Source organism: Thermithiobacillus tepidarius DSM 3134 (assembly GCF_000423825.1).
Classification (GTDB): Bacteria; Pseudomonadota; Gammaproteobacteria; order Acidithiobacillales; family Thermithiobacillaceae; genus Thermithiobacillus; species Thermithiobacillus tepidarius.
Genome location: NZ_AUIS01000025.1, coordinates 1 through 18,574, shown reverse-complemented (window position 1 = coordinate 18,574; position 18,574 = coordinate 1). Strand labels below are relative to the sequence as shown.

Here is an 18,574-nt window from a genome sequence, read left to right as displayed (position 1 = left end):
TCTTGCCTTTTGGCAATGCTGGACTAATAGGACTATCAGCAAGCAAGCTGGCCGCGGCCGCTCTCAAAACAAAATCAAAAACAAAATGGATATTGAGAAAAACCTCATCCCAGACCGAAACTTGGCCGTCAGCGGCCAGCGGGAAGCCCTCCTGGCAGCCCTTTTGGAAGCCAGCGCCAGCCTGAGCAAGGAGCAGGAGGTGGGGGCGATCCTACGGTCCTTCTGCGATGCACTGGTGGCAGCCTCCCCTGAGATTCGCATGGCCTGGATCTACGTGGGCGAGCGGGACCCGGAAGTCATTCGGCCGCTCTATGTCGCCGGCCCGGCGCACACCTATGCCGCCAAGGTGGCCATCGGCCGCGATCCCCGGGCCATGCAGGGGCCGGCCCGTCGCACCCTGGCCAGCGGCCGCCCCATCACCCTGCGGGTGGCGAGCGCGCCCGAGTTCGAGCTGTGGCGGGAGGAGGCCCTTGCCCACGGCATCCGCTCGGTCGTATCCATTGCCTTTCAGGCGCGCGGCGCCGGCGAGGCCGGCGTGTTCGCCCTGGGCGCGGGCGAAGAAGATTACTTCGAGCAGCTTGGACTCGATGCCTTCCAGGCTTTTGCCCGCCTTTGCGAAGTGGCGCTGACCCAGGCCGCCGCGCACCGCCAACTGGAGCAGCTGGCCACCTCCGACCCGTTGACCGGCCTGCTCAACCGGCGCGCCCTGGAAGCGCGCATCGCCCAGGAACACGCCCGCGCGCAGCGTAGCCAGCGGCCCTACAGCCTGCTGCTCTTCGATCTCGATCGCTTCAAACTGGTCAACGACCTCTATGGCCACAGCACCGGTGATGCGGTGCTGGTGCGCGTCACCGAGGCCGCACGCGCGATTTTGCGCCAGACCGACCACCTGGGGCGCTGGGGCGGCGAGGAGTTTCTGTGCCTGATGCCGGACACGGACAGCGATGCCGCTTTGAGTGCCGCCGAACGCCTGCGGCACTTGGTCATGGAACAGCCGATCTCCTGGCAGGGGCGCCCCATTCCCATCAGCATCAGTGCCGGCCTGGTCAGCTTCCCCCTGGACGGCGACACGCCGGACGCCCTGCTCGCCAAGGTGGACGCCGCGCTCTACGAGGCCAAACGGGAAGGCCGCAACCGGGTCAGGCGCAATCGCGGCGGCGAGAACATCTTTTCACTGGCCAACCAGATGGAAATGGCGCTGCACGAGGGCCGGATACGGCCCGCCTATCAAAGTATCGTCGATCTCCAGTCCGGCCAGGTGGTGGCCGAAGAGGCCCTGGCCCGCCTGCTGGCAACGGACGGCAGCGTGCTCGAGGCCGGACGCTTCATCGACGCCGCCCATCAACTGCAGATCGTGCATCGGGTGGACCACGCCGTGATCCGCCAGGTGCTGCAACGCTGCAGCCTACAGATGCAATCCGGCATCCCGCTCGCCCATTTCGTCAACATATCCACCGATCTGCTGCGCCATGCGCATCTGGTGGAGGATTTGCTGGCCTGCGCGCAAGACCACTGCCACGCCTGCGGCGACCTGATCGGCAAGGAAAAACCGCTGGTCATCGAAATCACGGAGCGGGAGTTTCTGGAAGACACCCAGCGGGCGCGCCGCATTCTGACGCCTTTTCTGGATTTCGGCATCCGCCTGGCCATCGACGACTTCGGCAGCGGCTACTCCTCCTTCCGCTACCTGACCGACCTGCCCATTTCCTTTCTCAAGCTCGAAGGCGAACTGGTGCGGCGCGTGGCGCGGGAGGAAAAGGCCCGAATCATCATCCGGCGGATTCAGGACATCGCCTGCGATCTGGGCCTCGTGACCATCGCGGAATACGTGGAAAGCGCGGAAACGGCGGCCATGCTCCGCGACATGGGGGTGAACTGGGCGCAAGGCTACCACTTCGGGCGGCCCCGGCTGGAGACGCTGCCGTAGCAGCCGTTCAGCGCGGCACCGGCGATACCCGTGCCGCACTGCGTGAGCTAACGCAGGCCCAGCACGTCCTGCATGTCATAGAGCCCGGCGGGCTTGCCCGCCAGCCACACCGCGGCCCGCACCGCGCCGACGGCGAAGTTCATGCGGCTGGTGGCCCGATGGGTGATTTCCACCCGCTCGCCGGGGCCGGCGAACATCACCGTGTGGTCGCCGACGATGTCGCCGCCGCGCACGGTGGCGAAACCGATGGTCTTGCCGTCGCGCACCCCGGTGATGCCCTCGCGGCCGTACACGGCCACGGCGGAAAGCTCCCGGCCCAGCGCCTGCGCCACCTCCTCGCCCAGCGCCAGCGCCGTGCCCGAGGGCGCATCGATCTTATTGCGATGGTGGGCCTCGATGATCTCCACGTCGTACTCATCCCCCAAGGTCTGCGCCACCTGGCGCAGCACGCCGAACAGGGCGTTCACGCCGACGCTCATGTTCGGCGCGAAGACCACCGGAACGCCGCGGGCCGCTTCGCGGATCATGGCCTTGTGCCCGGCATCGAAGCCGGTGGTGCCGATGACCATGCCCCGGCCCGCATTGCGGCAGGCTTCCAGGTGCGCCAGGGTAGCGCTCGGCGTGGTGAACTCGACCACCACGTCCACCTGCTCCAGCACCTTGTGCAGGCTGTCCACCACCGGCACGCCCAGGGGCCCGGTACCGGCCAGGTTGCCGGCGTCGCTGCCCAGATAAGCCGCGCCCGGCCGGCCCACCGCCGCGCCGAGCGTTGCCCCGGGATGCTGTGCCACCGCCTGCAGCAGATGCCGTCCCATGCGTCCGGCCGCTCCGGTTACACCAATCTTCACCATATGGATTCTCTCTTTTTATCCGTTGAGTTTCAGGTGCCGAGAAGAAAACAGGGTGCCAAACCGAACGCCTGGCACCCTGCGCATTGCTTTCATTCGGCACGCGGGATTCAGCACCGACTCAGAATCCCATTTTCTCCATGAAATCCTTGACCTTGCTGCTCCAGCTGCTGCCTTCGGGCGTCTGGCTGCCGTGGGCCTGGCCCTCGGTCTCGAAGGCCTCCAGGAGCTCGCGCTGGCGCTCGGTCAGGTTGACGGGCACCTCCACCTTCATGCGGCACAGCAGGTCGCCCGGCATCTGGCTGCGCACCCCCTTGACGCCCTTGCCGCGCAAGCGGAAGACCTGTCCCGACTGGGTGCCGTGGGGAATCCTGAGCTTGGCGCGCCCGGACAGGGTCGGCACTTCCAGCTCGCCGCCCAGGGCGGCGCGGGTGAAGCTGATGGGCACCTCGCAGGCCAGGTTGTCGCCCTCGCGCTGGAAGATGGGATGCGGCTTGATGCGGATCTGCACGTAGAGATCGCCCGCCGGCCCGCCGCGCTCGCCAGGCTCGCCTTCGCCCGACAGCCGGATGCGGTCGCCGGTGTCGACACCCGCGGGGATCTTGACGGAAAGGGTCTTCTCCATGCTCACCCGGCCTCTGCCGTGGCACTTGTTGCACAGGGATTTGATGATGCTGCCCGCGCCGCCGCAGCTGGGGCAGGTGCGGGTCACGGAGAAGAAGCCCTGGCTGGCGCGCACCTGACCCATGCCGCCGCAGGTGTAGCAGGTTTCCGGCTGGGTGCCGGGCTTGGCGCCGCTGCCGTTGCAGACATCGCAGACCTCCGAGGCGGGCACGCGGATCTTCACCTCGGTGCCGAGGGCCGCCTCTTCCAGGCTGAGTTCGAGGTTATAGCGCAGATCGGCGCCCCGGTAGGACTGGGCGCCGCCAAAGCCGCGCCCGAAGGCATCCCCGAAGATGTCGTTGAAGATGTCGCCCAGGCCGCCGAAACCACCGAAGCCGCCGCCGAAGCCGCCTTCGCCGGCCCCGACGCCCGCATGGCCGAACTGGTCGTAGGCAGCGCGCTTCTGCGAATCGCACAGCACTTCGTAGGCCTCGGAGATTTCCTTGAAGCGCTCCTCCGCCTCGTGGTCATCCGGGTTGCGGTCGGGATGATATTTCATCGCCAGCCGCCGGTAAGCCTTCTTCAGCTCGGCTTCCGATGCATTGCGGCTGACGCCCAGAACTTCGTAGTAATCCCGTTTTGCCATATTTCCGTATCCATGCCCCGGTTCACGCCGGGTACTGCGCCATGTCTTGACAGCAAAGCGGGACGGGGGCGCAGGCCCCGCGTCCCGATGCTGCCGGGCTCGCGACCGCGAGGCCGTTACTTCTTGTCGTCCATTTCCTCGAACTCGGCCTCGACCACGTCCTCGTCACCCCCGGCCTTGGCCCCGCCCTGCTGGGCTCCGGCACCAGCCGCGCCGGCGGACTGCGCCCCCTGCTCGGCCAGGCGCTGGGAGGCGGCGGCCAGGGCGGCAACCGCGCTGCGGATGGCCTCCAGATCGTCGCCCTTGACGGCGGCTTCCACCTTCTGGATCTCCGCCTCCACCCGGGACTTGTCGTCGGCCGCCAGCTTGTCGCCCTGATCCGTCAAGGTCTTACGCGTGGCGTGAATCAGCGCGTCCGCCTCGTTGCGGGCGTCCACCAGCTCGCGCGCCTTCTTGTCCTCGGCGGCATGGGCCTCGGCGTCCTTGACCATGCGCTGGATCTCCTCCTCGGTCAGGCCGGAGCTGGGCGTGATCTTGATGGACTGCTCCTTGTTGGTCTGCTTGTCCTTGGCGGACACGTGCAGGATGCCGTTGGCGTCGATGTCGAAGGTCACCTCGATCTGGGGCATGCCGCGCGGCGCCGGCGGAATGTCGGCAAGATCGAAGCGCGCCAGCGACTTGTTGTCGCGGGCCATTTCACGCTCGCCCTGCAGCACGTGCACCGTCACCGCCGACTGGTTGTCCTCGGCCGTGGAGAAGACCTGGGACTTGCGCGTCGGGATCGTGGTGTTCTTCTCGATGAGCTTGGTCATCACGCCGCCCAAGGTCTCGATGCCCAGCGACAGCGGCGTGACGTCCATGAGCAGCACGTCCTTGACCTGGCCGGACAACACGCCGCCCTGGATGGCCGCACCAATGGCCACCGCCTCGTCCGGATTGACGTCCTTGCGTGGTTCCTTGCCGAAGAAGTCCTTGACCGCGTCCTGCACCTTGGGCATGCGGGTCTGGCCGCCCACCAGGATCACATCGGTGATCTGGCCGGTGGACAGCTCGGCGTCCTTCAGGGCGGTACGGCAGGGCCCCAGGCTGCGCTCGATGAGCTCCTCCACCAGGGATTCCAGCTTGGCCCGGGTCAGCTTGATGTTCAGGTGCTTGGGCCCGCTGGCATCCGCCGTGATGAAGGGCAGGTTCACCTCGGTCTGCTGGCTGGAGGACAGCTCGATCTTGGCCTTCTCGGCCGCTTCCTTCAGGCGCTGCAGGGCCAGGCGGTCACTGCGCAGGTCGATGCCGCTGTCCTTCTTGAACTCGTCGGCCAGATAGTTGATCAGCCGGCTGTCGAAGTCGCCGCCGCCGAGGAAGGTGTCGCCGTTGGTGGACAGCACCTCGAACTGATGCTCGCCGTCCACGTTGGCGATCTCGATGATGGAGATGTCGAAGGTGCCGCCGCCCAGGTCGTAGACGGCGATCTTGCTGTCGTCGGGACGCTTGTCCTCGCCGAAGGCCAGGGCCGCCGCCGTGGGCTCGTTGATGATGCGCTTGACCTCCAGCCCGGCGATGCGGCCGGCGTCCTTGGTGGCCTGGCGCTGGGCGTCATTGAAGTAGGCCGGCACCGTGATGACCGCTTCCGTCACCGGTTCGCCCAGGTAGTCCTCGGCGGACTTCTTCATCTTCTTGAGGATCATGGCGGAGATTTCCTGGGGCGAGTACTTCTTGCCCCGCACCTCCACCCAGGCGTCGCCGTTGTCGGCCTTGACGATCTTGTAGGACACATGCTTCATGTCCTTCTGCACTTCCGGATCGTCGAACTTGCGGCCGATCAGGCGCTTGACTTCGTAGACGGTGTTTTCCGGATTGGTCACCGCCTGGCGCTTGGCGGCGTCGCCGACCAGGATCTCGCCGTCCTCGGTGAAGGCCACCACCGAGGGGGTGGTGCGCTTGCCTTCGCTGTTCTCGATGACCTTGGCCTTGTCGCCTTCCATGGCGGCGACGCAGGAGTTGGTGGTACCCAGGTCAATGCCGATTACCTTTCCCATATCTTACGCTCCTTGAATTTTGAATTATGATGTTTTCAGACCAGAGACATGATCAGGCCGAGGCACCGGCCGCCTTGGATACGGATACCAGCGCCGGACGCAGCAGGCGGTCGCTCAGCAGATAACCCTTCTGGTGCACCTGCAGGACGCGGTTGGGCTCGCCTTCGCTTTCCACCGCGGCGATGGCCTGGTGGTGGTTGGGATCGAAGCGCTGCTCCAGCGGGTCCAGCACCTGGATGCCGAACTTGTCGAAGACCTGATTCAGCATGTTCAGGGTCATCTCCACGCCCTGGCGCAACTGGGCCACGCCCTCCGCGCCGCCCGCCTCGACGGCCAGCGCCATTTCCAGGCTGTCCTTCACCGGCAGCAGCTCGCGTGCGAAGCGTTCGACGGCGTACTTGTGGGCGTCCTCCAGCTGCCGCTGGCTGCGCTTTTGAAAATTGTCCAGCTCCGCGCGGGCCCGCAGGTACAGCTCCCAGTTCTCCTGGGCCTTGGCCGCCCAATCGGTCGAGGCGCCCTCCGCGGCTCCGGCTGCGCCAGCCGTCTCGGCAGCCTGCGGCTCCGGGGACTGGGCATCCGCCGGTGTCTGGCTTTCTTCCTGGCCTGGTGCATGCTTTGCGTCTGTCATAATTTTCCTTGCCCGTGGTTGAAAATGACTCGGTCTATCACTGTTTCAGTAGATGGGGAAAGGCCCCTTGCTTTTCAAGGGTTCAGCGCAGCGACAACACGCCGGACAGAATCTGCGCCGTGCAGTCCACCAGCGGAATGATGTCCTGGTAGGGCATGCGCGTCGGCCCGATCACGCCCAGCACCCCTAGGATCTGGCCGTCCACCTGGTAGGGTGCCGTGATCATGCTGCACTGGCTGAGCGGCGCGTAGCCGGACTCCTCGCCGATGAAGATGCGGATGCCGTCCGCGCGCGTGCACTCGTCCAGCAGATGGACCAGGTCGCGCTTCTGCCGGAACACCTCCAGCAGCTCCCGCAATTGCTGGAGATTGGCCAGATCCGAGCTGTCCAGCAGGTTGAATTCGCCGTCGATGACCACTTCCTCGTCGCGCAGATGCAGCACTTCGCGCCCCATTTCCATGGCGCTGCGCAGGATCTGGTCCATCTGGCTGCGGGTCTGGCTCAACTCCTCCTGCAGGCGCTGGGCCACCGTGCTCAGGGGCAGGCCGGCGAAGAGCTCGTTGAAGTAATTGGCCGCCCGCGCCAGCTCGTTGGGCGGCATGGGCCGCTCGGTCTGGATGATGCGGTTTTCCACCTGGCCGCTCTGGGTGACCAGCACCACCAGCACCCGCCGGTCGTTGAGGGCGACGAAGTCGATCTGGCGGAAAGCACTTTGCGAAATCTTCGGCACCCGCACGAAACCGGCCATGTGCGTCATATTGGAGAGCAGTTGCGAAGCGGTCTGGGCCACCAGGTCCGGAGCCACCGGGCCGGCACCCAACTGGCGCAGCAGGCGCTGGGTGGATTCCTCGGTCAGCGGCCGGACCTGCAGCAGCATGTCCACGAAGAAGCGAAAGCCGCGGCTGGTGGGCACCCGGCCGGCGGAGGTGTGCGGCGACGCCACCAGGCCGATCTCCTCCAGATCCGCCATGACGTTGCGCACCGTGGCGGCGCTGAGCTGCAGCCCCGCGTCGCGGGCCAGCTGCCGGCTGCCCACCGGCTGCCCCTCCACGATATAGCGCTCGACCAGGGTCTTGAGCAGGTGCTTGGCTCGCTCGTCGACCAGCGCCACGTCCTTCGAAGCCGCGATTGGAGAAACGCCCCGTTCCATACCGCTTTAGCACTCCACGAGTTAGAGTGCTAAAAGCTAGCAAGGGGGCGGCCCCAGTGTCAAGAAAGCCTGATCCAGCCTTCGTCCATCCTCCGGGCGGCAGTCCCCTGGAAGCACCCGTCCGCGCCTCGTCTTGGATTAATTCGCGACCCGTGCTAGCTTTCCCGCTATGGGCACCCAATTCCAAAAAATCGGCCTGCTGGGCAAGTACCAGGACCCCTCCACCGGCCCCTGCCTGCTGAAGCTGGCGCAACTGGTGCACCAGCTGGGCCTGGAGCTCTTCGTCGAGGCCGAAAGCGCCGTGCACATGGGCGGCAGCGCCCTCCCCCATGCCGTGACCACGCTGGAGGAGATCGGCCAGCACTGCGACCTGGCCATCGTGCTGGGCGGCGACGGCACCCTGCTGGGCGCGGCCCGCAGCCTGTGCCTCTACGGCGTCCCCCTGCTCGGCGTCAACCTGGGCCGCCTGGGCTTCCTGGCGGACGTTTCCCTGGAACAGATGGAGCACGCCCTGCCGGCCATCCTCGCCGGCGACTACGTGCTCGACCGCCGCACCCTGCTGCTGGGCAGCATCTGGCGCGACGGCGGCTACGTGCTGCACCAGGCCCCGGCCCTGAACGATGTGGTCGTCCATAAGGGCAACTTCGCCCGCATGATCGAATTCGACACCTACATCAACGGCGACTTCGTCTACACCCTGCGCTCGGACGGCCTGATCGTGTCCACGCCCACCGGCTCCACCGCCTACGCCCTGTCCGCCGGCGGCCCCATCCTCGAACCGAGCCTGGAGGCCATGCTGCTCGTGCCCATCTGTCCGCACACCCTGAGCAACCGGCCGCTGGTGGTCTCCGACCAGGCCACTCTGCGCATCTGCATCAACGACACCCGCAACAACCCGGCGCAGGTCAGCTTCGACGGCCACAAAACCTACAACCTGCACAACGCCGACGAAATCCACATCAGCCGCGCGGCGTGCGCCGCCACGCTCATCCATCCCAAGGGGGGGAGCCATTACCAGGTGCTGCGCCAGAAACTGCACTGGGCGGAACACCTGGGAGATGCCTAGCCATCCATGCTCAGCCACATCAGCATTCGTGATTTTGCCATCATCGACAGCCTCGACCTGGACCTGGACAGCGGCCTGACGGTGCTCACCGGCGAGACCGGCGCCGGCAAGTCCATCGTCGTCGATGCCCTGTCCGTGGTCCTCGGCGAACGCGCCGATCCGGGCATGATCCGCCACGGCGCCGAGCAGGCGGACATCGCCGCGGACTTCCAGCTGGCCGACGCGCACCCGGCCCTGGCCCTGCTGGAGGAGCTGGCCGTCGCGGACGAGGGCAACTGCCTCTTGCGCCGCATCGTCAGCCGCGGCGGCCGTTCCCGCGCCTTCATCAACGGCCGCCCGGTCCCCTTGCAGCAGCTCAAGCAGGTGGGCGATCTGGTCGCCGACATCTACGGACAGCATGCCCACCAGAGCCTGCTGCAAGCCGACGTGCAGCGCGAGCTCCTGGACGCCTATGCCGGCAATCAGCCGCTGCTGGCCACCCTCAGGCAGCAGTTCCGCGACTGGCAGGCCAAGCGCGAGGCCTTGCAGCAGCTGCGCCACAGCCAGCAGGAGCGCGATGCGCGCCTGGAGCTGATCCGCTTTCAGCTGGAGGAGCTGGAGCAGGCCGATCCCAAGCCGGGCGAACTGGAGGCGCTGGAGCAGGAACGGCTGCGCCTGGCCGCCGCCCACCAGCTGGAGAGCACCGCCAGCCGGGGACTGGAACAGCTTTACGAAGGCGAAGGCGCGGTCAGCGACACGCTCGGCGCCTTGAGCCGGCAGCTCACGGAACTGAGCGGGGTGGATGTCCGCCTGGAGGGCATCGCCAGCCTGGTGGACGGCGCCCTGATTCAGGTGGATGAGGCGGCGGCGGCGCTGCGCAACTACCTGGGCCACCTGGAATCCGATCCCGGCCGCCTGGATGCCGTCAACGATCGCCTGGACCAGCTGCAGCGGCTGCTGCGCAAGCATCACTGCGACTACCCCGCCCTGCTGGCCCGGCGCGCGGCCCTGGCCGAAGAGCGCGACCAGCTGGAGCACCTCGGCGAAAACCTGCAGGCGGCGGCCGCGGCGCTGGCGGCCAGCGCCGCCACCTACCGGGAGACGGCACGTCAGCTGAGCGCGGCGCGCGAGGCCGCCGCCCGCACCCTGAGCGAGGCGGTCACGGCGCAGATGCAGCAATTGGGCATGCCGCAGGGCCGCTTTCAGGTGCAGGTCGAAAGCCGGGATGCCGCCGACGAGACTGCTTTCCGCCAGCACGGCCTGGATCAGATTGCTTTCCTGGTCAACACCAACCCCGGCCAGCCGGCGCGGGAGCTGGCCAAGGTGGCCTCCGGCGGCGAGCTGTCGCGCATCAGCCTGGGCATCCAGGTGGTGCTGGCGGGCCAGGGCGTGGTGGGCACCCTGGTCTTCGACGAGGTGGACGTGGGCGTCGGCGGCGCGGTGGCCGAGATCGTCGGGCGCCAGCTGCGCCAGCTGGGCACCCGCAAGCAGATCTTCTGCGTGACCCACCTGCCCCAGGTGGCTGCCCAGGGCCATCATCACCTGCGCGTCACCAAGCGCAGCGCCGGGGATCAGACCCTCAGCACCCTGGTGCCCCTGGCCCCCGACGCGCGCAAGGAAGAGCTGGCGCGCATGCTGGGCGGCGTGCAGATCACCGAGCAGACCCGGGCGGTGGCCGAGGAGATGCTGATGCTGGCGGAAAGCGGCGAGGAGCGCTAGCGCCACGACGGCGCTTGTGGGGATGAGAACAGGTCAGGTCTGCGCGGGCCAACCCGCGCCTGCGGGCTTTGCATTTCAACGCAGGCCGGCGCACAGCCGCGGTCAGCCGGCAACGGTGCCGAGAACGGTGCTATCCGGGGTACGCGGGAACCGGCTTCAGGAGATGCTGTCCGCCGGCGCCGTTTCCGCCGCGCCGGTCATGGAGCAGACTCCCCGCTCGCGCATGCCGCGGCAGGTGCCGTAGAGATACAGGCTGTGCTCGTTGATGCTGAAGTCATGGTTGGCAGCGACTTCCCGCTGCCGCTCCTCGATGGCCGGATCGTAGAATTCGATCACCTTGCCGCACGCCGTGCAGACCATGTGATCGTGGTGTCCACCCTCGTCCAGCTCGAAGATGGAGCGGTCGCCCTCGAAGTGGTGGCGCTTCACCAGGCCCGCCGCCTCGAACTGGGTCAGCACCCGGTAGACCGTCGCCAGCCCCACCTCCTCGCCGGCATCCAGCAGCTGACGGTATACTTCCTCGGCGGTGAGATGGCGCGTCTGGCTGTTTTCCAGGATGCGCAGGATCTTCAGGCGCGGCAGCGTAGCCTTCAGCCCCGCCTTCTTCAAATCTTCACTATCCAGTCTCTGCATGGGACAATCCTCGTCGTTTCGTTTAGGATAGACCGTCTTTTTACGGGCATTGTACTGGATTTGGGCCGAAGGATAATAATTCTTGTTATGAAAACAACCGTGCGCGCGCTTTCTTTCGCTCTGATTCCCGCTCTGGGCCTTGCCGTGGCGGGCTGCAATCTCTACCGGGTGGATGTGCAGCAGGGCAACGTCATTCAGCAACAGCAGGTCGAGCAGCTCAAGCCCGGCATGGATCGCGGGCAGGTGCAGGAATTGCTCGGCACACCGCTCGTCACCGACCCCTTCCACCCCGAACGCTGGGACTACGTCTACAGCTTCAAGCCGTCCTACGGCAAGCGCGAGCAACGCCGCATCACCGTGATCTTCGACGCCAGCGGCAAGCTGCTGCGGGTGGAAGGGGATGTGAAGCCGGCGGCCGCGCCGCGCTAGGCCGCGCCGCGCCTCATTCGCCGTCTTCCGCCTTGGCCGCCTTGCCCGCCTTGGCGCGCTCCGCCCGCACCTGCTTTGGATCGGCGATGAGCGGACGGTAGATTTCGACGCGCTCGCCCGCGCGCAGCACACGGTCCATCTTGGTCAGCTTGCCGAACACGCCGACCTTGAGCTGCTCGAAGACGAGCCGCGGACACTGCTCGAGGATGCCGGAGCGCTGGATCGCCTCGCCCACGGTCGCCCCCTCCGGCACCTCGATTTCCAGCAGCCACTGCTGGGCCGGCTCGGCGTAGGCCACTTCCACTTTCATGGCGTCAAATCTCGGTGGGGATCTGATCGGCGGCCACCCGGTCCTGGCCGTAAATGGCCCGCGCGCGGCCTTGGAAGGCGTTGACCATGGTCTCGGTGGCGTGCTTGAAAATGGGCCCCAGCAGGAGCTCCAGGAGCCGGCTGGAAAAATCGAACTGCAGATCCAGGCTGACGCGGGTGCCGCCGCGCACCGGCTCGAAGCGCCACAGCCCTTCCAGCATGCGGAAGGGGCCGTTGACCAGGCGGATCTCGATCATCTTGTTGCGCTGATGAAGGTTGCGCGTGGTGAACGCCTTGCTCAGGCCACCCTGCGCGAAACTGAGCTCGGCCAGCACCTCGTCGCCCTTGCGGCTGAGGATGCGGGCACGGCTGACCCAGGGCAAAAAGGCCGGATAGGAAGGAATGTCTTCGACCATAGAGAACACCTGCGCGGGCGTATAGGGCAGAACGGCCGTTTTTTGGACTTTGTGCATGCATTCTCCTTAACGTCTGTAGCGGGCCAGGGCGCTCTTCTGCAGCACCCGGTCCACGATGCCGAGCCCGTTTTCCAGCACGCGCTGCCAGCGGGGGCGCGCCAGCCAGCTGGCGAGGGTGATCTCCTGGGATTGCTGGAACTCCCGGGACAGGAGGGTGACCAGCAGATTCACCAGGGGCCGGCCGCGGCACTCCAGGTTGAGTTCGCGGTTGAACCAGTGGCTGAGCAGGTCCAGGTTGGCCGAACCCACGGTCGCCCAGCGCCCGTCCACCACCGTGCACTTGCTGTGCAGAAAGGCGGGGGAATATTCGAATATTCGCACCCCGGCCGCCAGCATCCTATGATAATACCTTCGCACCCCATGGCGTAAGATGGGATGGTCGGTCAAGGGGCCGGGCAGCAGGATGCGCACGTCCACCCCGCGGTGGGCGGCCTGATACAGGGCGCGCCGCACCCAGAAATCCGGATTGAAGTAGGGCGTGGCGATCCAGACATGGGTGCGCGCCGCGCGGATGGCCGCCAGCAGGCGCTCGTGAATGGTGTTGCGCCCGGGCGGCGAATTCAGCAGCAGGCGCCCCTTGCCGAGCACCGGCGCCGCCGCGCCGCCAGGCATGGCCGCCCGCAACGGCAGGAGCGGCACCCGGTGCGTGCTGCCGAAGGCCATGCGCATTTGCGTGGCCAGCGGGCCGCCGAAGCACACCATGAGCTCCCGGTAAGGCTGGCCGGTCCATGCCCCGGTCAGCCAGGCATCGGCGATGGCGAAGCCGCCGAGGGCGGCGAAGCGGCCGTCCACCACCAGAATGCGGCGATGGGTCCGGCGCATGGTCTGGCGCAGGTTCAGGTAATCGAGCCGGTGATACCAGACCAGATGCGCGCCGGCCTGGCGCAAGCGCTGGACCCAGGCCCGCGGAAAGGCCATGCAGCCGATGGCGTCCAGGGTCAGGTGCACCCGCACCCCCGCCTCCGCCTTCGCCACCAGGATGTCCAGCACGCGCGCGGGCCAGTCTCCCGCCTCGAAGATGTAGATCTCCAGCAGGATCTCCTCGCGCGCATTCAGGAGGCAGGTGTCGATGGCTTCCGCAATGGTGGCCATTTCCGTGTACAGCCGGAAATCCTGCAACTCATGCCATTGTCCGCGCGAGCCCTTGGCCATTCCTCCCCCGATCCGTGAAAGGCGCTAGGCATTCCCTGCCCGAGTCCTCTACAATGATTCCACTAAAACAAAGCATCCGCCCGTTTCCATTAGGACCGCTGTCCATGAGCCAATCCACCATCGCCCTCAACCGCCAGGCCGGCTTCGAGTACTTCATCGAAGAACGCTTCGAAGCAGGCATCGTGCTGGAAGGGTGGGAAGTCAAATCGCTGCGGGCCGGCCGGGTCAACCTGAAGGAAAGCTACGTCCTGATCAAGGACGCCGAGCTGTGGCTTTTCGGCGCGCACATCTCCCCCCTGCCCACCGCCAGCACCCACATCAAGCCCGACCCCTTGCGCACGCGCAAGCTGCTCCTGCACAAGCAGCAGATCAACCGCCTCATCGGCCAGGTGGAGCGCAAGGGCTACACCCTGGTGCCCACGGCCATGTACTGGAAGAACGGCCGCGCCAAGCTGGAGATCGCCCTGGCGCGCGGCAAGCAGCTGCACGACAAGCGCGCATCCATCAAGGAACGCGAATGGGAGCGCGACAAGGCCCGCATTCTGAAAGGGGGCCGTTAGCCGCAAGGGTGCTGTTGCGGCGCCGTGCGCCGTCATGCCCGCCGAGTCTCGTGCCCAGCTGCCGGAAACCATAACACATGAACAAAACCTTTCTCCAGCACAGCTTCCTGCTCTTCGTCCTGGCCCTGCTGCTGCTCGGCATCGGCGCCGGCGACAGCTCCCTGTGGGACATCGACGAGCCCAACAATGCCCAGGCCCTTAAGGAAATGACGAGCCGCGGCGATTACGCCCTGCCCACCTTCAACGGCGAGCTGCGGCCCGACAAGCCGATCCTCAACTATTGGGTGATGGCGGGCATGACCCGGCTCTTCGGCTTCAACGAATGGGGCCTGCGCGCGGGGGCGGTGCTGTTCGGGGCGCTGCTGGTGCTGCTCATGGCGGTGCAGGCCCGGCGCCTCTTCGACGCGCAGACGGGCCTGATGGCGGCGCTGCTGGGTGCGACCGCGCTGCACAGCCAGGTGATCTTCCGCGCCGCCGTGCCCGACCCCCTGCTGATCTTCTTCGTCGCCCTGGGCCTGCTCAGCTGGCTCGCGGGCTACCTGAACCCGGCCAGCCGGCGCCGGGACTATCTCCTGAGCTACGCCGCCCTGGCCCTGGCGGTGCTGGCCAAGGGGCCCATCGGCGTGCTGCTGCCCGGTCTCATCATCCTGCTCTTCCTGGCTTGGCGCCGGGATCTGCCGCACCTGTGGCGCGAGGGCCGGCTGGGGCTCGGCATCCCGCTCTTTCTGCTCATCGCCGTGCCGTGGTACGTATGGGCCTGGTGGGCCAGCGAAGGGGAATGGCTGCGCCAGTTCCTCGGCGCCCACAACGTGGACCGCTTCCTCGATCCCATGGAGGGACACCGCGGCCCCCTCCTCTACTACCTGGCCACCATCCCCGTGGCCCTGCTGCCCTGGTCCGTGCTGCTGCCCCAGGCCCTGGCGGCCCCCTGGCGCCGCTTCGGCGCCCGCCTGGCGCAACAGGCGCCGGCGCAGGCCTTTCTCATGGTCTGGGCGCTGACCTGGATCGCCTTCTTCAGCCTGGCGGCCACCAAGCTGCCCAACTACGTGTGGCCGGCTTACCCGCCGCTCTTCATCCTCATCGCCCTGCGCCTGGTGCAGGCCCTGCGGGGCGAGCTGCCCCTGCGGCGCGGCGGCGCCCTGCTGTCCATGGCGGTCCTGCTCGCGGCGGGCATCGCCCTGATCGTCGCCGGCCAGGTCCAGATCCCCAAAGCGGTGCCGGAACTGCCGGCCCTGGGCGTGCTCGGCCTGCCCTACGCGGCGGCCGGCTTGCTGGGCCTCGCCTTCCTGTGGCGGCAGCGTCTGGCCCCGGCCGTCGCCGGCCTGAGCGCGGCGGCGGCGGCCCTGACCTTCGTGCTGGTGGCCTGGGCCCTGCCGCACCTGGAGGAAGCCAAGCCGTCGCGCAGCTTCGGCCAGCTCATCCAGGGCCTGCAGGGCGAGGCGCCCTACACACTGGCGGCCTGGCGCTGGTTCCAGCCCTCCCTGCTCTTCTACGGCGGGCGCGGCGAGCAGCAGATCCATCGCCTGACGGACTTGCAGGAACTGAAGCGTCTGCTGGCGATGGGCCGGCCCGTGTACCTGGCCCTGCCGCAGGCCGAACTGCCGGCCTTGTCGAGGGTGCTGGGCGGCCGGGCGCGGGCCTATCTGCTCATGGAAAAACGGGATCTCTACAGCGGGAAGGTGGTGGCGCTGGTGCGCATCGAGCCCCGGCACCCCTGAGGCGGGGCGGGCCCGCCGGCCCTCAGAGGGGGCAGTGGGTCATTTCCTCGTAGGCGCAGCACTGGTCGCGCCCGCCCTCCTTGGCGGCATAGAGCGCCAGATCGGCGTTGTGCAGCAGGCGCTCCAGATCGGTCTCGCCGTTCAGGTACTCCAGCGAGGTACGGCAAGCCAGGCCCAGGCTGATGGTGATGCGGACGAGCTCGCCCTTGCCGGTGCGGCAAGGCAGGCGCCGCACGCCGTCGAGCAGCATCTGCGCCACCCGCCGGGCGCCGCTGCAGTCGGTGCCGGGCAGGGCCAGCGCGAACTCCTCGCCGCCGAAGCGGGACAGGATGTCCGTTTCGCGCACGGAGGCGCGCAGGAAATCGCTGATGCAGCGCAGCACCTCGTCGCCGGTGGAATGCCCGTAGCGGTCGTTGATGCGCTTGAAGTGGTCCACGTCCAGCATGATCAGCGAGAACGGGGCGTCGTTGCGGGTATCGCGCGCCAGGGCCAGCTTGGCTTCCTGGAAGAAGAAGCGGCGGTTGTAGAGCTGGGTCAGCTCGTCCACGAAGGACAACTGCTCGTATTTTTTCTTCAGTTCCAGGGTTTCCTGCATGAGGGCGTCCATGGCGGCCACGCGCTGGTCCACCTCCTCGTGCATGTGGCGGACCAGGCGATTGGTTACGATGGCTTGGGCCAGGAAATTGGCGAAGATGGCGCCCAGGCGCTCGTGGGCGGGGGTGAAGAAATCGGCGCGGGCGTGATACAGGAAGATCGCCCCCAGCAGCCCCTGATCGCCGCCCAGGGGCAGCATCAGGGCCGACCCGCCCGGCTGGTCCCCGGCGGACAGGGGCGTGCGCCGGACCACGGATTGCGCCTGCACCATCTCCGCGGACAGCTTCCTGAAGCATTTCCAGAACGGGGTCTTCTTCAGGGGGATTTCCACCTGCTGGTGCTCGGGACTCCAGGCCAGCGTCAGCGCCTCCCGCCACAGCCGGTCCTCCAGGAACTGCACGCTGACCACGTCCACGCCGAGATAATCGATCCACAAGCCCAGGGCTTGGACCAGCAGCTGCGGCCCCTCCAAGCGATAGGCATTCAGCTCGGACAGAGCCCGCAGGACGGACAACCCGTCCACCTGATCGATCCGGTCCTCCAGCCACTGCAAGCCGGACGCCGTCACGGCTCCGCCCCACTCATGGCCGCCGCCATCAGGCGCAGCCCTTCCTGCTCCTGTCGCAACCCGGACAACACGCCGCCGACCCGCTCGGCATCCAGACCCAGCTCCGGCCATCTCGATGTGCTGTGCTCATGGAACTGCATCGTCGTCTCTCCCTGCTCCAAGGCTTCGTGCAAGAGGCACGCGGCATGCACGACGGATACCAGCTTGCCGTGATGGCCGTCGTAGTCCGGATCGTGGTAGTGGCCAATCACCGAAATCACCTCTTCGGGCAAATGCCATTTCCTGGCCAGCAGCACGCCCGTGCTCTGGTGCGACATGCCGAAGCGCGCCTCCTCCAGCGATGCCAGGGAAGCACCCTGCCGCGCCGCGACCTCCAGCAGCACCTGGTCCATTTCCTCGGGCGCCAGGTGGGCCAAGGCGGCAATGCCGAGCTGATGCAGCAAGCCGCCCAGATAGGCCTGGGCCGCGCCCTCGGCATTCGCCGCATTTTTCGGGCGCCTGCCCAGCGCCTTGCCGGCACAGGGGCGCGCTGCGCCCGCCAGCAGGGCGGCGGCCTTGGCCACGGTGACCGCGCGCAGCCAGAACGCCTCGGGGCGAAACGCCCGGCCGGCACGCAGGCGGAAGCTCTGCGCCATCAGCAGCGACAGCGCCAGATCCTTCACCAGCTTCAGCCCCAAGGCCTTGATGATGGCGGCGCGGATGGTAAAAATCCTGCCCTGATTGCCGTAATAGGCGGAGTTGGCCAGTCCGACAAGCGCGCCGCCAGCCCCGGCTCCAGCGCCACGGCACGCTCCACGGCCTCGATGTCCGCCTCCTCGTCCGCGAACACCCGCAAAATCGCCGGTGCCGCGGCGGGCAGCGGGGGCAAAAAGCGCAATTCCTGGATCTGGGCACGAAGGCAGCCGGCAGCCGTATTCATATGCGTACTCCGCTGAGCTCGTCGGTAGGTGCTGGGCTCTGAGGGGGGAACTATGTTATGGTTTGTTTGTCTATTGAGTTTGCAAGATAAGCATAGTACAAATTACGGATGAATCAATGGCGCTGCGGCGCCCAGGTTTACCACGGGGGCGATCGGCTTCGACGGAGATCGCGACACCTTCGGGGCATGCAGAGCTGCGATTAAGCTCTTAAAACCAATCGCAAACACGTATAACTGCCAACGACAGCGACTACGCCCTGGCCGCTTAATGCAGCCAGCCCTCCACCCAGGCCTGCCTGTGGGCTTGGGAGCCGGCAACGGTAATCCCGGCAACGGGATTTGGGGGGTCGACCTACACGGGATCGCGGTGCGGCACGTCTGGGGCCAATCCGCTAAACCAACCAGACTCGCCTGCTCGGTATCCTGTCAGTCGGAGACCCTGCAGGTCAAATCGTAGACTGACTACGCATGTAGAACCGGACGGTAGAGGGTTTGCGGACGCGGGTTCGATTCCCGCCGCCTCCACCAATATATAAAGGTCAACCGTTCTCGGTTGGCCTTTTTTCTTGCGCGCTCCCGCGTGTTCGCGGGGACTCCTGCGGATTCCTGCGGACTTC

The 18,574-nt window shown here is 66.7% G+C and carries 18 protein-coding genes and 1 other RNA gene; 7 read left to right on the top strand and 12 right to left on the bottom strand.

Annotated elements, in window-relative coordinates; all coding sequences use genetic code 11:
• Nucleotides 1–85: 85 nt before the first annotated feature.
• Complete coding sequence (locus G579_RS17165) at nucleotides 86–1,927, top strand: putative bifunctional diguanylate cyclase/phosphodiesterase (protein WP_081662746.1); 1,842 nt, start codon at nucleotides 86–88, stop codon at nucleotides 1,925–1,927.
• Nucleotides 1,928–1,974: 47 nt separating this feature from the next.
• Here G579_RS17165 and dapB read toward each other — a convergent pair whose 3' ends face one another.
• The 5 genes from dapB to hrcA form a co-directional block, all read right to left on the bottom strand.
• Nucleotides 1,975–2,778, bottom strand: a complete 804-nt coding sequence (gene dapB / locus G579_RS0111205) for a 4-hydroxy-tetrahydrodipicolinate reductase (RefSeq protein WP_028990265.1) — start codon at nucleotides 2,776–2,778, stop codon at nucleotides 1,975–1,977.
• A gap of 118 nt (nucleotides 2,779–2,896) precedes the next feature.
• The gene (gene dnaJ / locus G579_RS0111200; protein ID WP_028990264.1) at nucleotides 2,897–4,024 is read right to left on the bottom strand and encodes a molecular chaperone DnaJ; all 1,128 of its coding nucleotides are present in this window, start codon (nucleotides 4,022–4,024) and stop codon (nucleotides 2,897–2,899) included.
• A 116-nt stretch (nucleotides 4,025–4,140) separates the two neighbouring features.
• Nucleotides 4,141–6,057: a molecular chaperone DnaK gene (gene dnaK / locus G579_RS0111195; RefSeq protein WP_028990263.1), complete on the bottom strand. Its 1,917-nt coding sequence runs from the start codon at nucleotides 6,055–6,057 to the stop codon at nucleotides 4,141–4,143.
• 52 nt (nucleotides 6,058–6,109) lie between these two features.
• A complete protein-coding gene (gene grpE, locus G579_RS0111190) occupies nucleotides 6,110–6,685 on the bottom strand; it encodes a nucleotide exchange factor GrpE (RefSeq protein WP_028990262.1) in 576 nt (191 codons plus the stop codon).
• Nucleotides 6,686–6,767: 82 nt separating this feature from the next.
• Nucleotides 6,768–7,835: a heat-inducible transcriptional repressor HrcA gene (hrcA, locus tag G579_RS0111185; protein ID WP_051181457.1), complete on the bottom strand. Its 1,068-nt coding sequence runs from the start codon at nucleotides 7,833–7,835 to the stop codon at nucleotides 6,768–6,770.
• A gap of 169 nt (nucleotides 7,836–8,004) precedes the next feature.
• On the opposite strand from hrcA, the gene G579_RS0111180 reads away from it, so the two are divergent.
• On the top strand, nucleotides 8,005–8,901 hold the full coding sequence (locus tag G579_RS0111180) for an NAD(+) kinase (protein WP_028990260.1): 897 nt from the start codon (nucleotides 8,005–8,007) through the stop codon (nucleotides 8,899–8,901).
• Between the two features lie 6 nt (nucleotides 8,902–8,907).
• Nucleotides 8,908–10,599, top strand: a complete 1,692-nt coding sequence (recN, locus tag G579_RS0111175) for a DNA repair protein RecN (RefSeq protein ID WP_028990259.1) — start codon at nucleotides 8,908–8,910, stop codon at nucleotides 10,597–10,599.
• Nucleotides 10,600–10,755: 156 nt separating this feature from the next.
• On the opposite strand, the gene fur is transcribed toward recN, so the two are convergent.
• The gene (gene fur / locus G579_RS17160) at nucleotides 10,756–11,232 is read right to left on the bottom strand and encodes a ferric iron uptake transcriptional regulator (RefSeq protein ID WP_211218724.1); all 477 of its coding nucleotides are present in this window, start codon (nucleotides 11,230–11,232) and stop codon (nucleotides 10,756–10,758) included.
• A gap of 87 nt (nucleotides 11,233–11,319) precedes the next feature.
• Here fur and G579_RS0111165 point away from each other — a divergent pair, with 87 nt between their 5' ends.
• Complete coding sequence (locus G579_RS0111165) at nucleotides 11,320–11,661, top strand: outer membrane protein assembly factor BamE (RefSeq protein ID WP_028990258.1); 342 nt, start codon at nucleotides 11,320–11,322, stop codon at nucleotides 11,659–11,661.
• Nucleotides 11,662–11,674: 13 nt separating this feature from the next.
• Here G579_RS0111165 and G579_RS0111160 read toward each other — a convergent pair whose 3' ends face one another.
• From G579_RS0111160 to G579_RS0111150, 3 genes are read right to left on the bottom strand one after another with little or no spacing between them, the layout of a single operon-like run.
• The gene (locus G579_RS0111160) at nucleotides 11,675–11,971 is read right to left on the bottom strand and encodes an RnfH family protein (RefSeq protein ID WP_038019576.1); all 297 of its coding nucleotides are present in this window, start codon (nucleotides 11,969–11,971) and stop codon (nucleotides 11,675–11,677) included.
• Nucleotides 11,972–11,975: 4 nt separating this feature from the next.
• Entirely contained in the window at nucleotides 11,976–12,443 is a 468-nt protein-coding gene (locus tag G579_RS17155; protein WP_051181455.1) for a type II toxin-antitoxin system RatA family toxin, read from the bottom strand.
• A gap of 9 nt (nucleotides 12,444–12,452) precedes the next feature.
• Complete coding sequence (locus G579_RS0111150) at nucleotides 12,453–13,598, bottom strand: phospholipase D-like domain-containing protein (RefSeq protein ID WP_028990256.1); 1,146 nt, start codon at nucleotides 13,596–13,598, stop codon at nucleotides 12,453–12,455.
• A 104-nt stretch (nucleotides 13,599–13,702) separates the two neighbouring features.
• Here G579_RS0111150 and smpB point away from each other — a divergent pair, with 104 nt between their 5' ends.
• Together smpB and G579_RS0111140 are read left to right on the top strand one after the other, a co-directional pair.
• Complete coding sequence (smpB, locus tag G579_RS0111145) at nucleotides 13,703–14,158, top strand: SsrA-binding protein SmpB (RefSeq protein ID WP_028990255.1); 456 nt, start codon at nucleotides 13,703–13,705, stop codon at nucleotides 14,156–14,158.
• Between the two features lie 77 nt (nucleotides 14,159–14,235).
• On the top strand, nucleotides 14,236–15,876 hold the full coding sequence (locus G579_RS0111140) for an ArnT family glycosyltransferase (RefSeq protein WP_028990254.1): 1,641 nt from the start codon (nucleotides 14,236–14,238) through the stop codon (nucleotides 15,874–15,876).
• Between the two features lie 22 nt (nucleotides 15,877–15,898).
• Here the strand turns inward: G579_RS0111140 and G579_RS17150 are convergent, their stop codons facing one another.
• The 3 genes from G579_RS17150 to G579_RS19530 are packed head-to-tail and all read right to left on the bottom strand — an operon-like array spanning nucleotide 15,899 to nucleotide 17,957.
• Complete coding sequence (locus tag G579_RS17150) at nucleotides 15,899–17,038, bottom strand: GGDEF domain-containing protein (RefSeq protein WP_051181453.1); 1,140 nt, start codon at nucleotides 17,036–17,038, stop codon at nucleotides 15,899–15,901.
• Nucleotides 17,035–17,739 carry an HDOD domain-containing protein gene (locus G579_RS0111130; RefSeq protein ID WP_230973842.1) on the bottom strand — a complete coding sequence of 235 codons (705 nt, stop codon included), beginning with the start codon at nucleotides 17,737–17,739 and terminating at the stop codon, nucleotides 17,035–17,037. Before G579_RS0111130 ends, G579_RS17150 begins: the two co-directional genes overlap by 4 nt.
• Nucleotides 17,706–17,957, bottom strand: coding sequence for a hypothetical protein (locus G579_RS19530; RefSeq protein WP_230973839.1), 252 nt, complete (start codon nucleotides 17,955–17,957; stop codon nucleotides 17,706–17,708). Before G579_RS19530 ends, G579_RS0111130 begins: the two co-directional genes overlap by 34 nt.
• Nucleotides 17,958–18,101: 144 nt before the next feature.
• On the opposite strand from G579_RS19530, the gene ssrA reads away from it, so the two are divergent.
• Nucleotides 18,102–18,485: a transfer-messenger RNA gene (gene ssrA, locus G579_RS18705) on the top strand.
• The last annotated feature ends 89 nt before the right edge of the window (nucleotides 18,486–18,574 follow it).